This window comes from Methanovulcanius yangii (genome assembly GCF_018687785.1).
GTDB lineage: Archaea > Halobacteriota > Methanomicrobia > Methanomicrobiales > Methanomicrobiaceae > Methanovulcanius > Methanovulcanius yangii.
Map to the genome: position 1 here is coordinate 1,635,548 of NZ_LTBL01000001.1, position 20,922 is coordinate 1,656,469.

General features: G+C 56.2%; 15 protein-coding genes. 12 read left to right on the top strand and 3 right to left on the bottom strand.

What is annotated here, in order from left to right:
• The first annotated feature begins 176 nt into the window (after positions 1–176).
• The 6 genes from AZH53_RS08340 (at position 177) to AZH53_RS08365 (ending at position 9,296) form a co-directional block, all read left to right on the top strand.
• Entirely contained in the window at positions 177–440 is a 264-nt protein-coding gene (locus tag AZH53_RS08340) for a MarR family transcriptional regulator (protein ID WP_319643053.1), read from the top strand.
• Positions 441–744: 304 nt separating this feature from the next.
• Complete coding sequence (locus tag AZH53_RS08345; protein ID WP_319643054.1) at positions 745–1,383, top strand: flavodoxin family protein; 639 nt, start codon at positions 745–747, stop codon at positions 1,381–1,383.
• Complete coding sequence (locus AZH53_RS08350) at positions 1,380–1,988, top strand: flavodoxin family protein (RefSeq protein WP_319643055.1); 609 nt, start codon at positions 1,380–1,382, stop codon at positions 1,986–1,988. The genes AZH53_RS08345 and AZH53_RS08350 overlap by 4 nt, the downstream gene beginning before the upstream one ends.
• Positions 1,989–2,344: 356 nt before the next feature.
• Positions 2,345–5,533 (top strand): hypothetical protein, encoded by a 3,189-nt coding sequence (locus tag AZH53_RS08355; RefSeq protein WP_319643056.1) that lies wholly within the window; start codon positions 2,345–2,347, stop codon positions 5,531–5,533.
• A 140-nt stretch (positions 5,534–5,673) separates the two neighbouring features.
• The gene (locus AZH53_RS08360; RefSeq protein WP_319643057.1) at positions 5,674–5,946 is read left to right on the top strand and encodes a hypothetical protein; all 273 of its coding nucleotides are present in this window, start codon (positions 5,674–5,676) and stop codon (positions 5,944–5,946) included.
• A gap of 173 nt (positions 5,947–6,119) precedes the next feature.
• Positions 6,120–9,296 (top strand): vWA domain-containing protein, encoded by a 3,177-nt coding sequence (locus AZH53_RS08365; protein WP_319643058.1) that lies wholly within the window; start codon positions 6,120–6,122, stop codon positions 9,294–9,296.
• A gap of 91 nt (positions 9,297–9,387) precedes the next feature.
• On the opposite strand, the gene AZH53_RS08370 is transcribed toward AZH53_RS08365, so the two are convergent.
• The gene (locus tag AZH53_RS08370; protein ID WP_319643059.1) at positions 9,388–9,609 is read right to left on the bottom strand and encodes a YwbE family protein; all 222 of its coding nucleotides are present in this window, start codon (positions 9,607–9,609) and stop codon (positions 9,388–9,390) included.
• Between the two features lie 474 nt (positions 9,610–10,083).
• Here AZH53_RS08370 and AZH53_RS08375 point away from each other — a divergent pair, with 474 nt between their 5' ends.
• Together AZH53_RS08375 and AZH53_RS08380 are read left to right on the top strand one after the other, a co-directional pair.
• On the top strand, positions 10,084–13,305 hold the full coding sequence (locus AZH53_RS08375; protein ID WP_319643060.1) for a vWA domain-containing protein: 3,222 nt from the start codon (positions 10,084–10,086) through the stop codon (positions 13,303–13,305).
• Between the two features lie 115 nt (positions 13,306–13,420).
• Entirely contained in the window at positions 13,421–14,599 is a 1,179-nt protein-coding gene (locus AZH53_RS08380; protein ID WP_319643061.1) for a hypothetical protein, read from the top strand.
• Positions 14,600–14,876: 277 nt separating this feature from the next.
• Here AZH53_RS08380 and AZH53_RS08385 read toward each other — a convergent pair whose 3' ends face one another.
• Positions 14,877–17,132, bottom strand: a complete 2,256-nt coding sequence (locus AZH53_RS08385) for an efflux RND transporter permease subunit (RefSeq protein WP_319643062.1) — start codon at positions 17,130–17,132, stop codon at positions 14,877–14,879.
• 237 nt (positions 17,133–17,369) lie between these two features.
• Here AZH53_RS08385 and AZH53_RS08390 point away from each other — a divergent pair, with 237 nt between their 5' ends.
• From AZH53_RS08390 to AZH53_RS08405, 4 genes are all read left to right on the top strand, one after another.
• A complete protein-coding gene (locus tag AZH53_RS08390) occupies positions 17,370–17,504 on the top strand; it encodes a hypothetical protein (protein WP_319643063.1) in 135 nt (44 codons plus the stop codon).
• A gap of 47 nt (positions 17,505–17,551) precedes the next feature.
• Positions 17,552–18,961, top strand: a complete 1,410-nt coding sequence (locus tag AZH53_RS08395) for an MFS transporter (RefSeq protein WP_319643064.1) — start codon at positions 17,552–17,554, stop codon at positions 18,959–18,961.
• 218 nt (positions 18,962–19,179) lie between these two features.
• Positions 19,180–19,572, top strand: a complete 393-nt coding sequence (locus tag AZH53_RS08400) for a hypothetical protein (RefSeq protein WP_319643065.1) — start codon at positions 19,180–19,182, stop codon at positions 19,570–19,572.
• Between the two features lie 23 nt (positions 19,573–19,595).
• Positions 19,596–19,820, top strand: a complete 225-nt coding sequence (locus AZH53_RS08405; protein ID WP_319643066.1) for a helix-turn-helix transcriptional regulator — start codon at positions 19,596–19,598, stop codon at positions 19,818–19,820.
• A gap of 75 nt (positions 19,821–19,895) precedes the next feature.
• Here AZH53_RS08405 and arsM read toward each other — a convergent pair whose 3' ends face one another.
• Positions 19,896–20,735 carry an arsenite methyltransferase gene (arsM, locus tag AZH53_RS08410; RefSeq protein WP_319643067.1) on the bottom strand — a complete coding sequence of 280 codons (840 nt, stop codon included), beginning with the start codon at positions 20,733–20,735 and terminating at the stop codon, positions 19,896–19,898.
• Positions 20,736–20,922 lie beyond the last annotated feature (187 nt).

A 20,922-nucleotide genomic window follows, 5' to 3' on the forward strand; every position in this document is an offset into this window, starting at 1 on the left:
CCGCTCTCATGCGCGAATTTGCAGAAAAGCTTAAGTGATCTCAGACTGTAAGACAAAATATTCTACAGTGAACAGCCGCCACCGCGAACCCCCGAAGGGTGCGGCGAGGGCCAGAGACCCACAGAGCTGACCGACGACGACACGAACACCAATCAAGTGTATCGAAGTGATGTACCATGGCAGCAATTACCAACGCAGATGAAGTATTGGCAGCGATTACCCAGACAGCAGGGATGGACACCAAACTCCCGAGCTCGGCAAAGTCGGTTCTCGACATTCTCGAGGACCATGAACCGAGAACCTTCTCGGACATCTCCGACCGGGTGAACTGGGCCCCCCGGACGGTGAGAAATGCACTTCGCAGACTCATCGACGAGGGACTGGTCGTCAGGAAATTCAATTTCCAGGACGCCCGCCAGGTCTACTACATGCGGACATAAACCGTGCACAGACGAAGACGATCGTCGCACGGCAGCCCGCAGGCGGTGCCCTCACCCCCAATTCCCTTATCAACGACATGCTCCCGGGATGTGATGAACTCCCCCCCGATGTTTCATACCCCACAAGGGCCCCGGGGAGCGTATCACCCCTTTTCTGATGCATTCCTACCCGGCAGCAACCGCGATATGTTGCGCTGACGAGCGTATCCCCCCGATGCCGCATAGAATGGCTGTCGCCAGGACGAGGACCGCCCCCACAAACTCTTGGAAACCCTAAAGTAACATTCCGGCGAACAATCCGCCAATGGGAGTAAAGGTGCTCGCCTTCGCAACCAGTCCCCGCCGACACGGGAACTCCGAGGATCTGCTCGATTTCCTCCTTGAGGGAATGGAAAGCGAGGGCGACGTGGCCATCGAGAAACATGCACTCGACGAGATCGAGATCCGCCCCTGCAGGGGGTGTAACGCATGCGAGAAGCTGAACCGCTGCATCATCGAGGACGATGATCTCAACTGGATACTGGAGAAGATCATCGATGCGGACGTCGTGGTGATGGCCTCCCCCGTCTACTGCATGGGACTCTGCGCCCAGGCAAAGGCTCTCGTCGACCGCATGCAGGTGCTCCGATCCAGAAAATACGTCCTCCGGCTGCCGGTCGTCCCCCCTGAACGTCACGGCAAACGTCTGGGCGTCTTTCTTGCAACGGCCGGTCAGGACTGGGACTATGTCTTTGACGCCCTCATCCCGTCCGTGAAGTGTTTCTTCCATGTCATGGACATTAAAAACAAAGACATCTCGTACCTCATGATCAACAATGTCGATCATAAGGGAGAGCTCCGCGCCCACCCGACAGCACCCGATGAGGCACGAGAGCTCGGCCGCACCGTCATCCGGGAAATAAAGGGAAGGCTGGCACAGGAATATACAGGAGAGAAGGAATGATTGTACGCGTACTCGGGATCTCGGGAAGCCCGCACCGCAGGGGCAATACGGAACAGCTGCTGGACAGTTTCCTCGCCGGAGCGGAGGAGGCGGGGGCGAAGGTGGAAAAAGTCGTCATCAGCACGCTCACCTACCGTTCCTGCCAGGGATGCAACGCCTGCCACAAGACAGGAGTCTGCGTCATCAAGGACGACTTCATCCCCCTCCTTACCCAGAAGGTGCCGGAGGCCGACATCGTCGCTCTTGCCTCCCCCATCTATTCGATGTCCATCACTTCCGAACTCAAGTCCTTCATCGACCGGGCCCACACCATGTGGGCACTGAAGGAGAAGCTCAAGAAGGTCACATATAGTAAGGAACACCGGGCGTCCCATCTCGGCTTTTTCATCGGCACAGCAGGGATGGACAGGGCCGACATCTTCGATTATGCCAAACCGGTGATCACCGCCTTCTTCAACGGCTACGGACTCTCCTACCCCCCGGACAACAATATCACCGCCGGTGCCATGGACAGGTACGGCGGCATCAGGGGCCATCCGACCGCCCTTGCAGAGGCGTTTGAGGCAGGCAAGGCTGCAGTCGGGCGCCTGAAAAAAGAAGATTAACGTCCTGAAATCCGCGGGTCCGGGACAACCTCTCATGAGGCACCAACAGGGAAGAACCCGGGCGCCGACAAACCTATGTATGGCACCATTTTTTGTTCCCGTCGCAGCCCAGATATATCGCCGCCATCTATCCCGGCGGCCGCCGGAAAAAACCCCGCGCATACGGGTCCGACACCCCCACACAGGCATTTATTATATTTAAATATTTCTATCTGCGCAGAAAATACTTATATGTCTAAATGAGCATCTTTTCAAAAATGGAAGAAGAAAGCGCCATTTTTACATGCATTGCATATCTGTTCCGATAGGCAAATGTGCAATACCGTTATATACCCATCTGGGAAAGATCATAAATCATGTATGGATCTTTCAGGTGTGTAGTGGGGGCACTCCTTGTCTTCCTCCTGGTCGCTGTTACCGGCGCAGCGGCACTGACGGAGGATGAGATCTCTGTCCTCCCGGATACCACAATAATCACCGCCGGCGATGAGGGCGCCCTCATCACTGTATCAATAGAGAATGCCTCGGCCACCATCGACCGGGTCACCTTCAGCTACCTTGGTGCGGCGGGCGACCCATCGGGTACCCTGAGTGTGGCAACCGACACCTCGGCACCGTATCAGAGCAGATTTACATCAACCCTCGCCGGTGACGCGGATATCAGGGTTGCCGTGACGTATCTCGATGGCGGCATTCTCCGGTCAACGGAAAAAACATGCCGCATCCGGGTCATCCCGTCCGACCCCTATGCCTATACCGTTCCCATAAGTTTTGCCGACGAGGTGCAGGTGACCCAGACGCTGCCGATCACCGTCCTGATGGAGGACATGTACGGCAATACCATCAATAATGAGACCGGAGATACCGTCGATTTCTGGGTCTCCACAGAAGGCACGGGGTTCGTCGACGGGGCGACGATATCCCAGCATGTAAATGTGCCGTTCAGCGCAGATGGGGAGTGCATTGTGACCTTTCAGTCATCAACCATTGCAGGTCCTGCAATCATACTGGTTGACCCGGGACAGGGTTCATACCTTAAGCGCCTCGTCGTCATCGATATGGTGGCGGAGCGAATCGCGTCAGATATCACTGCATATATCGTCACGGTACCCCACTATCCGGTGCTCTATGAATGTCCGGCGGACGGAAGCAGTTACTTCGATATGAGCTATCTGGTACGCGATCAATACGGCAATCCCATCAGCGACTACCAGGTGGACTTCTCGACGACCCTCGGGGAGACCAAGACCATCTTCACCAATGACAATGGCCTTGGACGACTGGAATATGGCCGCAGGATCGCACTGGGGAACGTAACGGCAACAGCTGTCGCAGGCACCATCACCCACGAGCAGGAGCTCATCTTCACCGCAGGGATGGGGACGGATTTCGCCGTCTCCACCAACCCGAACAATCTCCCGAGCGGCGATGTTGACCCCTCGGCCCGGATTGCCGTACAGGCCAGGGTCTTCAATGATTACGGGACCGGTGTCGCAGGGGAGACCGTCACATTCTGGATCAACAGCGGAACCATCTGGAGTTCAAACAACATGACCACAGATCCCGGCATCTCCCTTACGGGCGAGAGCGGGTGGACGCACACCTCCGTGCTGACCGCGACGACCGATGTCAATGGGTATGCGACCGTCTACTTCAAAGGCGGCTCGTTCCCGGTCAGGGGAGAGGAAGACTTTGATCCCTTCTGCCGCGGAAGCTGCACCATCACTGCGATGTGGAACAGCGAGTCCAAGGTTTCACCCTTGATCACTTGGAGAAACTACCCGTACCTCAGGGTGGAGACCGAGGTCTCAGAGGTCCAGGTCGCCCCGGGTGATACCCTCAATGTGAGCATCCGCCTGATAGGAGACGGCAATGAACTCCTCAGCCACAACCCCATCGATGTGGTCCTCTGCCTCGACCGTGGCGAGGATATGCTCATTACTGAAGACAAAACCGGGAGGGACAGGATGGAGTTGGCACGGGAGGCTGCCATGTACCTCGTCGGCGGCGGAACGACCGGTGAAATCGGCCTGACACCCGGCATGGACCGCGTGGCGCTCATCTCATACAGCGATCCCACAACCAACGACACTTCGGTGTTCCCAGCAGGAACGGCCAACATACTCACGGTCCCCACGACCTTCAACTGGAAGAAGAACGTCGGAAAGGATGGAAATCCGGGCGATGATGAAACCTATACCAACGCCCATTATTACGGCAACGCCATCACCGCATACAGCGATTACGCAACCCTGGACTATGGCTTCAGCTATGGCAATGCAACGGACTGGAGTGCCCTTGAAGACGTTCTCAACGACGTTGTTCCCATCAAGAAGGACGATACGGGACAGGCAAGCGCACCGCTCAGACGCGGGCTGAAAGACTCCGTCGAGTATCTCGAGACGCAGGGATCTTCCAGCTCCGTAAAGGCAATCGTGCTTCTCATGCAGAATAACTACCGCTACTTCGGCGACCCGTTTGCCGACGGCTCGGTCATGACAGTCGCACCGGACTCCAATACGCTCCCGAAGGGCGGATCGGACTATTATCCCTTCGCCGGGCTTTCAGCAGAACAGCAGAACATGGCCCGGTACGCCGCAGATAACGGTATCAAAATCTACGCCATCTACTATCCCACCGGTGCATCCGTCAGCGACGAAGCGGTCCCGCAGAGACTTGCCAACGAAACCGGTGGCGAATACTACTTTGCGGCAGACCAGGCAGCGCTGATCGAGGCATTCCGGGAGATCCGTGACAACCTCCTTCGTGATGCCGGTGTCAACACCCAAGTCAACCTGAACTTCGCCGGCCTTCCCGAGAACTTCACCTACACCGCAAGCGAACTCCTCGGCTACGTACCGCCAACGGCTGTCGACTTCTATAACTGGTCGGTAGATGGATACACGCCGACCACACACCTTGCGGGCTACCCGCTCTCCATCAACCAGACGGACATGTGGACAGGTGCTGACGGAAGCGATCCCACCTCCCTCACCTTTACCGTCGGCAACGTCACCGTCAAGCAGACCTGGATGACTGAGTTTACACTCAGCATCAACGAATCCATCAACCAGCCGGTCAATTTCAGCCTCTTTGCCGACGGGTCGTATGTGGAGTTCGAAAACCAGGACGGCGGCCGTACCCTGGAACTGCTCCCATCCACCATCATCACGGTAATCCCGGGCCTTACGCCCGAGGGGCTCATCAATGCGACGGTTGCGATCACCAGCTTCGAGGTGACCGATCAGGATCCGAACTTCGTGAACCTCGGATGGGAGATCTCCTACAACGGCGACTATCCCATGACAGAGGAGCTCGCCATCAAGGACAAAAACGAACCCGGCCCGACATGGAAGACCGTGGGCATCTCCACCCTGCCGCCTGAAGGCGCCACGGATTCATCCGCCATCTATATCGCCGACCTTCCGATTGGCGAGTACCAGGCACGCATTCACGTGGCAACGGAGGATGCAGGAACCGACGATGCCTACCTCACGTTTGCGGTCGGCGATGTCAATGACGATGTGTATATCCGACTGACCTGAAACCCCATTTTTTTTATTTCTTTTTTCGGTTGTTTCCCTTTTCTCTCTCTGCCCTTACCGCTCCATGAATCCGGGAGCCCGGCAGGCCCATCACCGACACCTACCACATCATCCATCACCCCGGTGTTGTCTCCCGTCAGATGGCACCGGAAGGAGAAAGAGATGCCCCAAAGCATCAGGAACCCCCCTGCAGGCATTGCGGCACGTTACTGAGGAGAGGGAGAATGTGCCCATTTCCCTATGATAAAGGTACCATTCCCGCTCAGACAGAGGAGAAACAGCTCAAAAAATACCCAAAAAATCAGGCAAAATATTATATACATCCTAAAAGTTTTCATGCAGGGAAATATCCTTTCCCCTTCTTGGCAAATCCCCATCACTCATCAACAACACACACAAAGAGGCCATATTGAGCCCAAAATAGGATTTCTGCTTATAATAATTGGCCAGAATATCACAAGCATTTATATGGGATATGCCCATTTCATCGCAGATCCATGCTCCCGGAACGTCCCTATATATGCCTATCGTTCACGATATGCAAATATGCATTACAATTATATACTATCATCCAAAACTGATGATCATGCACAGATCTTGCTGGCGTGCCGGGGGGGCACTCCTTGTTCTTCTATGTGTTGTCGCGAGTGGAGCGGCGGCACTGACCGAAGACGAGATCTCAATACTCCCCGAAAGCGCAACAATTACTGCCGGTGATGAGGGAGTACTCATCCAGGCGACGGTTACCAATGCAACCGTCAATGTAGAGCGAGTGACCTTCACCTACCTGGGTCAGACCGAGGACCCATCGGGACACCTCAGTGTCACATCGACCACGACCGCCACGTACCAGACGGTCTTCACTTCGACCCATGCGGGTGATGCCACCATAGCCGTCACGGTCGAGTATAGTGCCGGCGCACAGCATGATGCGTTGACCAGGACCAGCACCGTGCGGGTGATCCCGTCGGATCCCTATGCCTATGCCTCGCCCATCAGCTTCGCAGCGGGTATACAGGCTGCCTCCACCACCCCTATCACCGTCGTGATGAAGGATGTCTATGGCAACACAATCAACGACGAGACCGGTGCAACGGTTGAGTTCCAGGTGGCTGCCGAAGGGGCAGGATTCGTCGACGGCGGCGCAACGGTGGACTATATTACCGTTCCCTTCGGGGCGGACGGGAAGTGTGTGGCTACCTTCCAGGCACCGGAGACCGCAGGATCTGTTACCGTACGGGTAGACCCCGGTATTGGTTCAACGCTCCAGAAGTTCATCACCCTCACCATTATCGGAGAAAAAAATCCTGCCGCCATTACGCCGTACATCGTAACGGTCCCCTCTTACCCGGTACCATATGAATGTCTCGCGGATGGCAGCAGCTTCTTCGATATCCGCTATCTTGTGACCGACCGGTTCGGCAACCCCATCGGCAATTACAAGGTGGTGGCCACCACCACCCTCAACGAGACCACCACCATTGTAACGAACATCAACGGATTGGCGCACATGACCTACGGCCCGAAGACAGGAATCGGCAATACCACCCTTACTGCAACAGCAGGAGATGTGAACACGTCACAGCTCCTCACCTTCATCGGGGGGGAGGGGGCCTCCTTTGCCATCACCGTCAATCCGATCAACCTCCCAAGCGCCGATGTGGATCCGTCAGCGACCATCGCTGTCCAGGGGAGGGTCTTCAACCTGGCCGGGATCGGTGTTGCCGGTGAGACGGTCTCCTTCTGGGTAACAAGCGGAGATACCTGGAGTTCATCGCCCATGACCGCAGATCCCGCCCTTTCCCTCACGGGCAACAGCGGGTGGACGCAGTCTGCGATCACCGCAACCACGGATGAGGATGGTATTGCGACGGTCTACTTCAAGGGAGGCACATTCCCCGTCCACGGCGAAGAAGACTTCGATCCCTTTGCCCGCGGCAATACAACGGTAACAGTGATGTGGAACGATGAGACTCAGAAATCTTCTGTGGTCACGTGGAGAAACTATCCCTACCTCAGGGTCGAGACCGAAGTCTCCGACTATGCAGTCGCCCCCGGCGATGAACTCAACGTGACCATCCGCCTCATCGGGGATGGCAATGAACTGCTTCACCACCTCCCCATCGATGTTGTCCTCTGTCTGGACAGGGGCGAAGATATGCTCCTGGACGAAGGCAAGTCCAACAGGGACCGCATGGAAGCGGCCAGGGAAGCGGCAATGTTTCTGGTTGGAGGGAGTGCAAACGAAGAGATCGGGTTTACCCCGGGCCTTGACAGGGTGGCCCTTCTCAGCTATAGCGATATGACAACGGATACATCCGTCTTCCCGTCCGGCACCGCCGATCTGCTCGATCTCCCCATCACCTTCAACTGGAAGAAAAATGTAGGCAAGGACGGGAATGGAAATGATGATGAGGACTACACCGACGCACACTATCCGGGAAACGGCATCACCGTATATGATGATTTTTCAACCCTTGACTATGGATTCACCTATACCCCGGAAACCAACTGGAACGGCCTGCACAATGCCCTGTGGAACACCGTCCCCGTCAAAAAGGATGACAGCGGCCAGGCAAGCGCACCCCTCAGGCTCGGACTCAAGGAGTCCATACAGTATCTCGAGAATAATGCTACCGCCAGCTCGGTCAGGGCTATTGTAGTGCTGATGCAGAACAACTACCGGTACTTTGGGGATCCCTTTGCAGAGGGAGCCGTGATGACGGTCGACCCGGATGACAATACCCTGAGTCCGGGGTCTGTGAATTACTATGAATTCGCCGACCTCTCCGAGGAGAACCAGAACATGGTGAATTATGCCCTCGCAAACGACATCCAGATCTTTACCATTTATTATCCCCAGAGCAGTTCGAGCGATTATCTCGTCCCCCAGCGCCTGGCAGAAGAGACCGGCGGACAATTCTACTATGCCGGTGACGAGGAACAGCTCAAACTGGCATTCCAGAAGATCAGGGACGAACTGCTCCGCGAGGCGGGTGTCTCAACCGTCGTCGACCTGAGCTTTGCCGGTGAACTTTCCGAGGGGGTCGACTACACGGCAAGCGAACTCCTCGCCTACGTTCCCCCGACAACGATCGACTTTTACAATTGGTCGACAGACCCGCATATCGTCACTGATCACCTCCCGGGATACGCGCTCGACATTGACCAGATGGAGATGTGGACAGGGGAGGACGGTAGTGCCCCTGCATCCCTCCACTTCGATGTCGGCAACATCACCATCAAACAGACATGGGAGACACAATTCACCCTTCGTATCAATGATTCTGTGATAAAACCCCTCAACTTCAGCCTCTTTGCCGAACCTTCATCCGTCTCATTCCAGAACCAGGAAGGCAGCTTCACCGTTGAACAGCTCCCCAAGACGATTATCTCAGTGATCCCCGGGCTTACTCCGGAAGGGTTGATCAATGCCACCGTAGCGGTGACGGACTTCACTGTGATCGGCCAGGACCCCAGCTTCCTCGACTTCGGGTGGAACATCGTCTACAATGGTGACTACGACATGGACGAGATCGTCTACTTCCGCGATACCGGAGACACCAACTGGAAAAAGATAGGAACAAAGATGCTCCCCTACGATGGGGACAGTGACTCACTGCCGATGTACATTGCAGATCTCCCCCCCGGGGAGTACGAGGCATGGGTACGGGTTTCCACAGAGGATGCGGGATTTGACGATGCCTACACCACCTTTACCATTGGCGACCCCGCCGCCGCCCCTTTTATCCTGTTGACGTGATCCCCCAATTCTTTTTTACTTCGTCGCCGGAATGCCGGGATAACGATCGAAAATAGATTTTAGGGTTTTTCTGAAAATCAGGCGAAGTTCCCTATTCATCGTCCACATGGATCTTCTGCACCCTCCCAACCCTGCCGTCGGCAAGGCGCACCTTGATCCCGTGCGGGTGAAACGAAGAGTTGGTGAGAATCTCCCTGACAGTCCCTTCGGTCAGCTTCCCGGTCCGCTGGTCCTGTTTCATGACGATGCTCACGGCAGCCCCCTGCCGTATGTTCTTTCTCTGTTTTGGATCCGCCCCTGCCTCGTTCTGCATGCTTCTCGTATCTCCGGTGGAGTGCCGTCTGCGGCGGGCCTGGTATGGCATCCGCTGTGGGCCCTCCGGTCTGTCTTCATATATTGCACCGGACACCTGATGAAGATCATGAACCGGGCACCACCGCCGATTACCATAAATAACCAGCAAAATACCGTCGGTAGGCACGGGTACGACCTGCCGGGCGGACCATATTATGTGAGAGCGCATGCAGATTCCTCGAAACCGCGAAAATGCACAGACTCCGTACCGGTTTCCACCCCGATGCCATCGGCCTCACCAAGCCTCCGCAGAACGGCACGACCAAAAGTAATATTAATGATTTCTCCCATCAGCCAAACAGCTGTTCTGGAGGTATATACCGGTTTTTTTTGGATTACAGGAATTTTCTGTTATCAAATCAGAATGACAGGATATTTCCTGAATTGTGAGGATAGCTTAATTATATATAGTATGTTTCCATTAATGCGTACCATGGGAAGATTATCCTGGCGTGCCGGGGGGGCACTCCTTCTCTTCCTGTGTGTTGCTGTTGTGGGAGCGGCGGCACTCACAGCGGAAGAGATCGACATATCCCCTGGCGAGCTAACAATAACGGCCGGAGACGGCGGAGGGATGATCGGCGTTGAGATCAATGATGGCGCGGTGACCGTCGATCGGGTCACCTTTACGTACCTGAACGCGAGTAGTGATCCATCCGGGAAGCTGAGTGTTACCGATTCGGCAAATCCCGGCCCTTATCAGACCGTCTTTTCGTCAACCAAAGCCGGTGACGCCTCTATAAAAGTAACCGTCCATTACCGGGTGGGAGACGAGGTACAGACTCCGATAGAAAAGGAGTACGATCATATTCGGGTGATCCCCGATGCCCCGTACCAGTACATCGCCATCACCCGTGAAGGAATCGTCCCCGCCGGGGGAAGCACCCCCATCACTGTTCGGATGAAAGACCGCTACGGTAACGTGATCAATGATGAAACCGGGGATACCGTCGATTTCTGGGTTTCCGTTGACGGTGCTGAGTTCCAGTACGAAAGCATTACTGCACAGCATGTTGCCGTGCCTTTCAGTGCTTCAGGCAACTGTACGGTCACCTTCCAGGCCCCGGAGAAGGCGGTGCCAGTCATTATCCGGATTGATCCGGGTTATGGTGCCACTCTTGAACGACTAATTACCATCGATGTTGTGGGTGAACGGGTACCCGTGGCCCTCACCGCGTCGGTTGTTACGGTGCCAGCATACCCGATACCCTTCCAATGTCTTGCGGACGGGGAGAGTTATTTCAGGGTCAATTACCTCGTCACCGACCGATTCGGTAATGGTATCGAGGACTACCCGGTCGACGTCTCGACCAACATGGGTGAGTCGGTAACCATTTACACAGCTGCATCGGGCTACGCCATGATGAATTACGGGCCCAGAACCGCGATAGGGACGGTGACCATGATGGCAACCGCCGGCGGCATTGACGCAGAAGATCTAATCCTTCGCTTCACCGGAGGTACGGCAGAGGGATTCGAAATAATCGTCAACCCCTCGAATATCCCCAGTGCAGATACTGATGCGTCGGTGGTTTCATCCATCAGTGCACGAGTCAACAACATTGTCGGAACTGGTGTTGCCGGGGAAACCGTCAATTTTAAAATCAAAACCGGAACCATCACAAACTCAACCATCATGACAGATCCGGTGCTTACTTACGCACGGGACGACGCAACTGGACCGGAAATACTGACCGTTACCACTGATGAGGAGGGATATGCGACCGTGTACCTTCATGCCGGTGCCTTCCCCGAGCAAGGCGAAGAGGGTTTTGACCCGTATGCCCTGGGCAGCTGCATCGTCGATGTCTCCTGGAATGGCAAGACTAAGAACACAGGTAACATCACGTGGCGTAATTACCCCTACCTCCGTGTCGAGACGAGTGTATCCGCTGATGTCGTGGCACCCGGCGATACCCTGGATGTCACCATCCACCTCATTGGCGATGGGAACAACTACCAGGATCATGGCCCAATCGATGTGGTCATCTGCCTCGACCGTGGCGAGGACATGCTCATTTCTGAAGGCCTGAAAGACCGGATGGAGATTGCACGTGAAGCAGCAATGATCCTGGTGACAGGAGGCAACAATGGTATCAGCTTTGATCCCGATAATGACAGGGTCGCACTTATCACCTACAGCGACCCGACGACGACAGATGATATTGTATTCCCGTTAGGTGTTGCCGATATTCTAACGGTACCCGGCACTTTCAACTGGAAAAAGAATGTCGGAAAGGATGGAAACAAGAATGATGACGAAGAATATATCGGGAATTATTCTGGAAACGGCAACACGATATACAATAGTTATGCGACCGTAGACTTCGAGTTCGGTTCAGAAGCTGGAGCAAACTGGATCAACCTCCATGATGTGCTTTGGAAGGTTGTTCCCATCAAAAAGGACGACTCGGGCCAGGCAAGTGCACCCCTCAGGCTCGGCCTTGCAAAATCCATTCAATACATAGAGGAGAACTCCGGAAACCCTGAAGCGGTAAAGGCAATCGTGCTTCTCATGCAGAACAATTACCGCTACTTCGGCGACCCGTTTGCCGAAGGACCGGTGATGACGGTGCTTCCGGATTCAAATACCCTCGCAAAGGGCGGTGCCCCGTATTACCAATTTTTACCCAATGATGAATACCTCGACAACGGCGCAACAGTACCGCCCCAGAATATGGTCGAGTATGCCAAAGCCAATGGCATAAAAATATACGCGATATATTACCCCAGCGGTGGTTCCGTCAGCGATGAGGCGGTGCCAAAGCGACTTGCCGAAGAGACCGGCGGAGAATACTTCTTCGCAGGAGACGAGGCGGCGCTCGAAGAGGCTTTCCACGAAATCAGTCTCGCTTTGCTCCGTGAGGCCGGTATCCATACCAGCGTTGACCTCACCTTTGCCGAACTGCCGGATGATGTCACCTACACGGCAACGGATCTGCTCTCGTATGAACCGTATACCAATGTAGACTTCTTCAACTGGACAACATACCCCTATGCGGCAGCGTCTCAGGAAGACCGCCTCCCCGGCTTCGCGTATGTGGTGGACCAGACGGACATGTGGGAAGCGACAGGAGATTACGCCGGAAATGAGCCAGGAACTCTTCAGTTTGAAGTAGGGAACGTCTCGGTCAAGCAGACCTGGATGACACAATTCTCCCTCATGATCAATGCATCCATCACCGAACCGATTAACTTCACCCTCTTTGCGCCGGGGTCTATGGTCGAGTTTGAGAGCGGTGAGGATGTCATCACGGAAATCATCCCTGCGGTTATCGTGACCGTCATGCCCGGCCTTACCCCACAAACGCTGTTCGATGCAACGATTGATGTGGATCATCTTAATCTCACAGATTGGGATGCATCCTTTGCCTACTTCGAGTGGCCAATCAATTACACCGGCTCATTCCCATTGGATGAACAGTTCTATATCAGGAGAATAGACGGCGAAGATACCAACTGGAAAAATATCGGGTCGTTGACCGTGCCTATGACCTGTACCGGTGACACGCTGTCGCTGTACACTGCAGATCTCGAAAAAGGGTTGTATGAGGCACGTATCAAGGTCTCATCTGCTGATGCGGGATATGATGAAGCAGTAGAAATGTTCCCTGTTGGCTATACCCTTGAAGACTACTACATTCTGCTGACCTGATATCCCCTCTTTTTTTTTGGATAACAAACTCACACCACGCATCATCAATATCTGACCTTACAACTCCCCCCGGTGGCTATCCTTATATTTCAGCAAGGCATGAATGAGTGCTATTATGAAACACATCCTCCCCCTCCTGCTGCTGCTCCTCTGCTGCATCGCAGCCACCCCTGCGGCAGGAATGAACATCACCTCCGGGAACACCATCGTCATCAACACCACGACCGATGACGACATCCTCTCCGGGGCCAACACCCTTATCATCAACGCTCCTGTAAAGAGCGTCACCTGGGCGGGGACGACACTTATCGTCAACGCTCCCGTCGAGACGAACATCATTGCAGCGGGAGAAACCGTCACCCTCAATGCACCCGTCGGGGCGGACATCATGGTCGCCGCAGGCCGACTCACCACAGAGGATGATATCGGCGGCAAGGCGATGATCATCGCCGATACAACGGTGTTTGGCGGCAATGCCACCAATGTGATGGTAACCGCCTCCACAGTCACCCTCGGGCCCGAGGCTGTCATCAGCCATGACATGATGGTCTCCGCCGAGTCCTACGATGAACAGGGCACGGTCCTGGGGACCACTTCGTTCGACCGGCAGGACCCGTTCGACTTCACCCTCTTCGCCGCGATGATGGGATTTCTCTTCCTCGTCATCAGGATCCTCTGCCTCATCGGCATCTTCCTCCTCGGCCTCGTCCTCATCGCCGTCGCCGGTGACCATGTCCGTGCTGCGGCGACGCCGATGTCCACCCCCGGAGGTGCGCTGCTCTCCTTTGTGACGGGCCTTGCAGGGGCCATCGTCGCAGGCTTGCTCCTCTTCCTCCTTGCCCTCACGGTATTCGGGATTCCGATCGCGATCCTCCTCTCCTGCCTCCTCATCCTCGCCCTTCTTGCCGCCGTCCCCGTCGCCGCATGGTGCACGGGCCGGTGGGTGATGACCCTTGCCGGAGACGAGGTCCCGGAAAAGGGCACCCGCCCGATGTACGTTCCCTTCACCGTCGGCTACGTCATCCTCACCATCCTCTTCCTCCTTCCGTGGGGCATCGGCATCATCATCCAGTGCATTACGGTTCTCACCGGATTCGGCGCCATCCTCCAGATATGCTATGAGGAGTACAACCAGCGCAGGGATGCCAAAAAGGGAACAGAAACAGAAGGTGCAACGGCCGCAGGTCCAACCGATACCACCACGGATACCGGTACGGACACCTACGAAGAATCCAAACCCGCCATCGACGCCGAACTGGAACGCGAGATCGAAGACGCCGCAGAAGAGGACTGAGCAAGGCAAATACTTCGCCACGTAATGGGTTCACGACGAAATCACTTCAAAGTCCTTTCCGGGAAATATCCGGAAATTTCAATTTTTTGCCACCTCCCAGAGTAATTACGTAGTGCACACTTCTTCCAAAGGGGCTTTTCGCAATTCCCCCTCCCGCTCCGGGAGGAGTCAGGGGGAGGGGATTTTCTGGAGAAAATAACCCAGGCAACGATGCAATAAAAAGGGAATGATTTTTACAGAGAGATCGGATTCTATTCGATATTCAACCCTATTTCTCTCAATGCCCTACAGCTGCATTCTCGTTCTTCGCATGGTGATCCCGGTACCTGCAGGTGAGCGAGAGCACCGCAGGCATCACGAGGATTGCTCCTATGAGCGAGAAGCCCACGGTGAGCACCGTCACCAGCCCGAAGTTGGACATGATGGGGAAATCCGAGAGCGTGAGCGCCGAGAAGCCGAAGACCGTCGTCAGCCCTGAGATGGTGATCGCCGTTCCTATCTTCTGGATGGCCGTCTGAATGGCCTCAGTGCACCCGCAACCCCGTTCCCGTTCCTCATCATACCGTTCCATGATGAGGATCGTATACTCGGAGGCGATACCGATGGACATCGCCCCGAGAGTCGCCGTCAGGAGGTTGTACTGGAGGCCGAGGACATACATGATGACCGTGTTCCACCCGATGATCATGATGATGGGAATCATCGGCGTGATGGCCGCGACACGCCGGTAGACCAGGATCAAAAAGCCTGTTATGAGGATGAACCCAAGGATGTTCATCCCGGCCTTGGACTCGGTGATATCACTGATCATACCGGTGAACATCACGATCTGCCCGCTGAAGACCGCTGTTACGCCTGCAGGCGGTTCTCTCCAGTCAAGGTCGCTTTCGAGCTTGCTTACCACCCCGTCGGCTTCGGACATCGAGATATCGATCATCGAAAACTGTATCACCGCCTCGGTGCCGCCGGTCAGGTATCCCTCCCGCGTGTCTTCGGGAATGAGGGCAAGCGCCTCCTCGATTGCGACCTTGTCCGTCGGGAGCGTTCCTCCGTTTGCCGCCGTCAGAAGGGTTGCAATACTCGTTGCTCCGGTGATTTCGTCATTGTGGTCCGTCGCATAGTTCCCGAACTCATCCATCCATTGAAGGACATCGGGGGCGAGGACATCATTAGAACGGACGATAAGCGGGAGGGACGAGGTCGACCCGACGACATCCCCAAGTTTTGACATGCTCACCATCGCGGGCATATCCTGCGGCACCATCGACTCCTCGTCGGTGCTGATGATCACCTCGCTGTCGAGCGGGATGCCGAGCACCGCAACGCACCCGAGCAGGAGGAGAATGGGAACCGGGTTGTTCGCGATCTTCCCGGCAACGCTTCCGAGCGCCATATCGTAGCGCTCCATCATGCCGGGGCCCGACTTCTTCCCTTTCGAGCGCACCTCACGTGATTCCAGTGGGCGGTACTGGACCAGCGTTCCGAAGGTCGGAATGACCACAAGGGCGGAGAGGTAGCAGCAGGCGACACCGATGATACATATAACGCCGAAATCAACAACCATGGGAAAGGGAGCTATACTCAGCGCAAAGAATCCAAGACACGTGGCACCCAGCGCAACCATCACCGCAGGACCCGACTGGGTGATCGTGGTGGTGACCGCATCCCTGATGGACCCTTTTCTGACCTCCTCGTCAAAACGCGTCTGGAACTGGATGGCGTAGTCGATCCCGATACCGATCATCACCGGGAAGGCGGCCATCACGACCATCGAGAGCGGGGTTTTACTCCAGCCCATCACCCCGAAACTGAGGATGACGCCCATCACGACGATCGCGACAGGGAGGAACCGGTACCGGACGTTGCCGAAGAGAAGCCCCATCGCAACGACCATGAGGAGAAGGGCAAGCCCTATCAGCATACCGGTGGAGGTGCCCATCTCCTCCTGCATCTCCTCGGCAAAGGCCGGGGAGCCCGTGACGGTAACCGTTACTCCCGGTGGCTGGGGAATCGCGTCGATGATGACCTTGATATTCTGCAGGACGGCGGACTGGACCTCCTCCGAAAGTCCCGCTTCAAGATCCGCCCCCACAAGTGTCATCATCCCGGTCTGCCCGTTCGCGGTCAGCATATTCGGCTGTTCTTCGACGATTGCCTGAATCTCCGCTGCACTGCCGGGAATGGTTCCACCGTTTGCCGCCTTCACCACATCGGCGACGCTGTATACCGACGTGATATGCTGTTCATTTGAGATATCCGCCGTGACGGTATCAAGATACGCGAGTACCTCCGGATCGTAGAGGTTCTCCCCCTCGACCATGAGGAAGATCATATCGCTCCCGTAGGTGTTTTCGTACTGGTAGATGAGCGACCCTTCGGGAGTGGTGATATCGATGTAGGTCTCTGTTCCGGTCGCCATCGTCACCATGGTCGCCCCGTAAAGGCCGAAGACCATGATTACCACGATGGTCGCCGCAACGGTCTTCGGATGGTTGTTGATGGTATCGGCGAGGGCTGCAAATATGGATTTCAAGATAGTGTCTCCAATAATTCTTTGTATTCTGGTTATGCTGTGAACTCGTTTCCGAAGTGTTCCGGTCAGCAGCTGCTGGTTGCTTCTATTTGTCCCGTGTCATTGACACGCCATGCCGTCTCCCACGCACCCCGTGGAAAGGCATATTCCGACACTTGCTGGAGACAATGTTGCCGCGGCGGAGTAATAATATTATTACAACCCCTAAAGTTGCATCCATATATCCAGGGGTGTTTCGTGCTGTGGCAGGATCTGCTGCGCATCTGCCATTCGTGGATCGAACGCAGAAAAAACGTTCCAGCCCATTATCGTCTCCGCAGACTCCTTGTGCAGCGCCGGGAATACTTCGACCCTGCAACATCCATCGCATGACCGAATGTTCTTCCCGTGGCGGAATATACCCTATAGCAGAAACGTCCATGGTACCCGCCGCCACCCCTTCCGTCCTCTCCAGAAGATGCCTTGCCGCCCTTCTCCTGACGACCTGCCTTTCGTCCTTTGCCACCCCCTATATCTCCTCCGGTGTCCAGATTGCCCTGCCCGTCATCGCGGCGGAGTATGGTGTCAGCGCGACGCTCATCGGGTGGGTACCGACCGCGTTTCTCCTCCCGTACGCCATCTTTCTCCTCCCGTTCGGGAAGATCGCCGACACCTGGGGACGGCGGAGGATCTTCCTCGGCGGCACCGCGACGATGACGGCAGGCATTGCAATCGCAGGCCTCGCACCCGGATTCTGGTTCATCCTTTTCGGGATGGCGGTGGCGGGATTCGGGAGCGCCATGACCTTTGCAACATCCGTCCCGCTTCTCACCACCAACTACCCGCTCCGGGAGCGTGGCAAGGTGATCGGCATCAATACGGCGGTCGTCTATATCGGCCTCTCCTCCGGTCCGTTCATCGGCGGCATCCTTACCGACGCCTTCGGATGGCGGGCCCTCTACATCGCAGCCGTCCCGGCGGCGCTCGCCGCCCTTGCAGCGGGCGCACTCTTCGTACCCCGTGATCCCGGGCAGAAGCACGAACAGACCCTTCGTTTCGATGGGTACGGAACAGCCGTCTATGCAGCGGGGCTCATCCTGCTCATCATCGGTGCCTCGCGTCTCCCCGAACTCTGGGCGGCAGCCCTGGTGGTTGCAGGAACGGCAGCCATTGCCGGCTTTCTCGCATGGGAGGGAAGGACTGCAAACCCAATCTTTCCCGTGCGGACATTCGTGGGAAACCGCCCCTTCACCTACTCGAATGTCGCAGCCCTCATCAACTACTCTTCCACGTATGCAATCACGTTCCTCCTCTCGATGTACCTCTATCACATCCAGGGATTTTCGACAGCGGCCGCCGGCACCGTCCTCGTCGCCCAGCCGGTGATGATGGCGATCACCACCCCGCTTGCCGGCCGCCTCTCGGACCGCATCGAACCCCGGCTTCTTGCCACCGCAGGAATGGCCATCGTCGCCGCCGGGCTCTTTGCACTCGCCTTTGTCGGATGGGACACCCCGGTTGCGGCGGTAGTGGCCATCCTCCTCTTCCTCGGATTCGGCTATGGCGTCTTCTCCTCGCCGAACATGAACTCGATCATGAGTTCGGTGGCGGATTCGCGGGCGGGCATCGCCTCGGCGACCGCCGGGACGATGCGGGTCCTTGGGCAGATCGCCTCCATGGCAATTGCGATGACCGCCTTCTCCGTCGTCATCGGAACCGTCGTCATCTCCCCGGAGGTGGCGGATCAGCTGCTCCGGGCAATCTCCGCCTCATTCGTCGTCTTCGGCTGCCTCTGTACGGTCGGCATCTGGTTCTCCTATGCCCGTGGAGATCTCCGGCCGAAGACCTGAAGAGCAGAACCCGATCCGATCAATATTTTCCTGTTTTCGCGCTCTCCGGGATGTATCAGGATTTTGCATTTTTCATGACCTCCAGCCTTGGCACGACGGCGCTGAGCGATTCCCCCGCATATCCTTCCTGCGATCTCCTCACGTGACGTTAGAAATAAATAACATTGTGTTATAATTACATAACATAATATGGGAAATACCTCACATATGGAGGAACCATGACAGAACGTAACTACATGCTCAAGAACTGGATGGGCATCGCGCTCATCATTGCCGGCGCTCTCATGCTCCTGTTCGTATCGTCGCTTTCGATGATGGGCAACATCCTGCTCAGTATGGGTGCCGCCATCATCTTCATCGTCTTCGTCCAGCGCAGGTGGCGAAAGGAACCCGACATCCAGGACGAGCGGACGAAGAAGATCGGGGCTCACGGCCTCTCATGGTCATGGCTGCTGACGCTAATGCTGATGTGCGTGCTCTATCTCCTCACTGCCGGACAGGTGATCAATCCGGACCCCGGCCTCCTCCTCGTCGGTCTGATGCTCTTTCTGGGGGTCAGCGGCCGCCTCTGCCAGGTCTACTTCTACCGGAAGGGAGACATCGGGTACTGACCGGTGGTCGGGAGCAGAGGGATATGCAGACAAAAATGAAGGAATTTCGTGCCCGGCACGGCATCACCCAGGCCGATCTTGCAGACCGCGTGGGGGTCCGGCGCGAGACGATCGTCCATCTCGAGAAGGGAACCTACACCCCCTCCCTGCGCCTCGCATGGCAGATTGCTTGCGAACTGGAGACGACGGTGGACGAGCTCTTCAGCTTCGATGACGAAGTCCCGCAGAATGGACAGAAGAAAGAATAGAGCGGGGATCTGCATCCGGGTTGGCAGCCGGAACCCTAAGAGATGATCGATCCCGCTGCACTGCGGCGGTTCCTACTACTTTTTTGCCGCCCGTATCTTTACCGAGGCGATGGCATCGCCGATACGGGCAACCTCTTCCTTCGTGAGGGTCAGTCCCTCGATGAGCTCCTCTCCGGGGGTACAGCAGCCGGTCTGTTCGAGGGGATACGGCCGGGATTCGAGGATCTCGATCTCATGGAATCCCGCCTTCTCCAGGAGGCGGATGTACTCCTCCTGTTCAACGGCCCCGGCGATGCATCCTGCGTACATCGCCGCCGATCCCCGCACCTCGTCGGGAAGAACGCCCGTCACGACGATATCCGAGATCATGAGGCTGGCCCCGTTTCTTAGGACGCGATAGGCCTCGCGGAAGACCTGTTCCTTGTCCGGAGAGAGGTTGATGACGCAGTTGGAGATGACGAGGTCGATCGATTCGTCCTCTACCGGGAGGTGCTCGATCTCTCCGAGCCGGAATTCCACCTGCGATAACCCGGCGATCTCCGCATTCTTGCGGGCCCGGGCCACCATCTCGTGGGTCATGTCAACCCCTATCACATGGCCCTTTGGTCCGACCCGGTAGGCGGCAAGGAAACAGTCGAACCCCGCTCCCGACCCGAGGTCGAGGACCGTCTCCCCGCCCTTCAGGGCAGCAAGGGCGAGCGGGTTGCCACACCCGAGACCGAGATGGGCGCCTTCGGGGACCTTTTCGAGCTCCTCCTCGCTGTACCCGAGGGCGTCGGCGATGGCGTCGAGGTCCGGCCCGCCGCAGCAGCAGCCGCATTCATTCCCGGCGACCGCCGCATATTTCTCCCGCACCGTATCCCTAATCCCCTTTTCGTCTTCCGGAATTCCTGTATCTGCTGGTCGTTTGGTCACCTTCGCACCTCATTCCCCGAATATACCAGCATTTGATTGGCGCATGACACAAAGAATATTATGCAGGATGACGGAAGAGCACCCCGGATGCGAACGGTCTTCTCCCGGAGCATCACTTCGACAGAGGCATAATACGCAGCAAACAATCGTACATACGACGCCCATGCAATGCACTGCCCTCTTCACG

Bases quoted from the DNA above. Each gene is read 5' to 3' on its own strand.
- AZH53_RS08340 (WP_319643053.1), top strand. From the start codon at position 177: ATGGCAGCAATTACCAACGCAGATGAAGTATTGGCAGCGATTACCCAG.
- AZH53_RS08345 (WP_319643054.1), top strand. From the start codon at position 745: ATGGGAGTAAAGGTGCTCGCCTTCGCAACCAGTCCCCGCCGACACGGG.
- AZH53_RS08350 (WP_319643055.1), top strand. From the start codon at position 1,380: ATGATTGTACGCGTACTCGGGATCTCGGGAAGCCCGCACCGCAGGGGC.
- AZH53_RS08355 (WP_319643056.1), top strand. From the start codon at position 2,345: ATGTATGGATCTTTCAGGTGTGTAGTGGGGGCACTCCTTGTCTTCCTC.
- AZH53_RS08360 (WP_319643057.1), top strand. From the start codon at position 5,674: ATGGCACCGGAAGGAGAAAGAGATGCCCCAAAGCATCAGGAACCCCCC.
- AZH53_RS08365 (WP_319643058.1), top strand. From the start codon at position 6,120: ATGCACAGATCTTGCTGGCGTGCCGGGGGGGCACTCCTTGTTCTTCTA.
- AZH53_RS08370 (WP_319643059.1), bottom strand. From the start codon at position 9,609: ATGCAGAACGAGGCAGGGGCGGATCCAAAACAGAGAAAGAACATACGG.
- AZH53_RS08375 (WP_319643060.1), top strand. From the start codon at position 10,084: ATGGGAAGATTATCCTGGCGTGCCGGGGGGGCACTCCTTCTCTTCCTG.
- AZH53_RS08380 (WP_319643061.1), top strand. From the start codon at position 13,421: ATGAAACACATCCTCCCCCTCCTGCTGCTGCTCCTCTGCTGCATCGCA.
- AZH53_RS08395 (WP_319643064.1), top strand. From the start codon at position 17,552: ATGGTACCCGCCGCCACCCCTTCCGTCCTCTCCAGAAGATGCCTTGCC.
- AZH53_RS08400 (WP_319643065.1), top strand. From the start codon at position 19,180: ATGACAGAACGTAACTACATGCTCAAGAACTGGATGGGCATCGCGCTC.
- AZH53_RS08405 (WP_319643066.1), top strand. From the start codon at position 19,596: ATGCAGACAAAAATGAAGGAATTTCGTGCCCGGCACGGCATCACCCAG.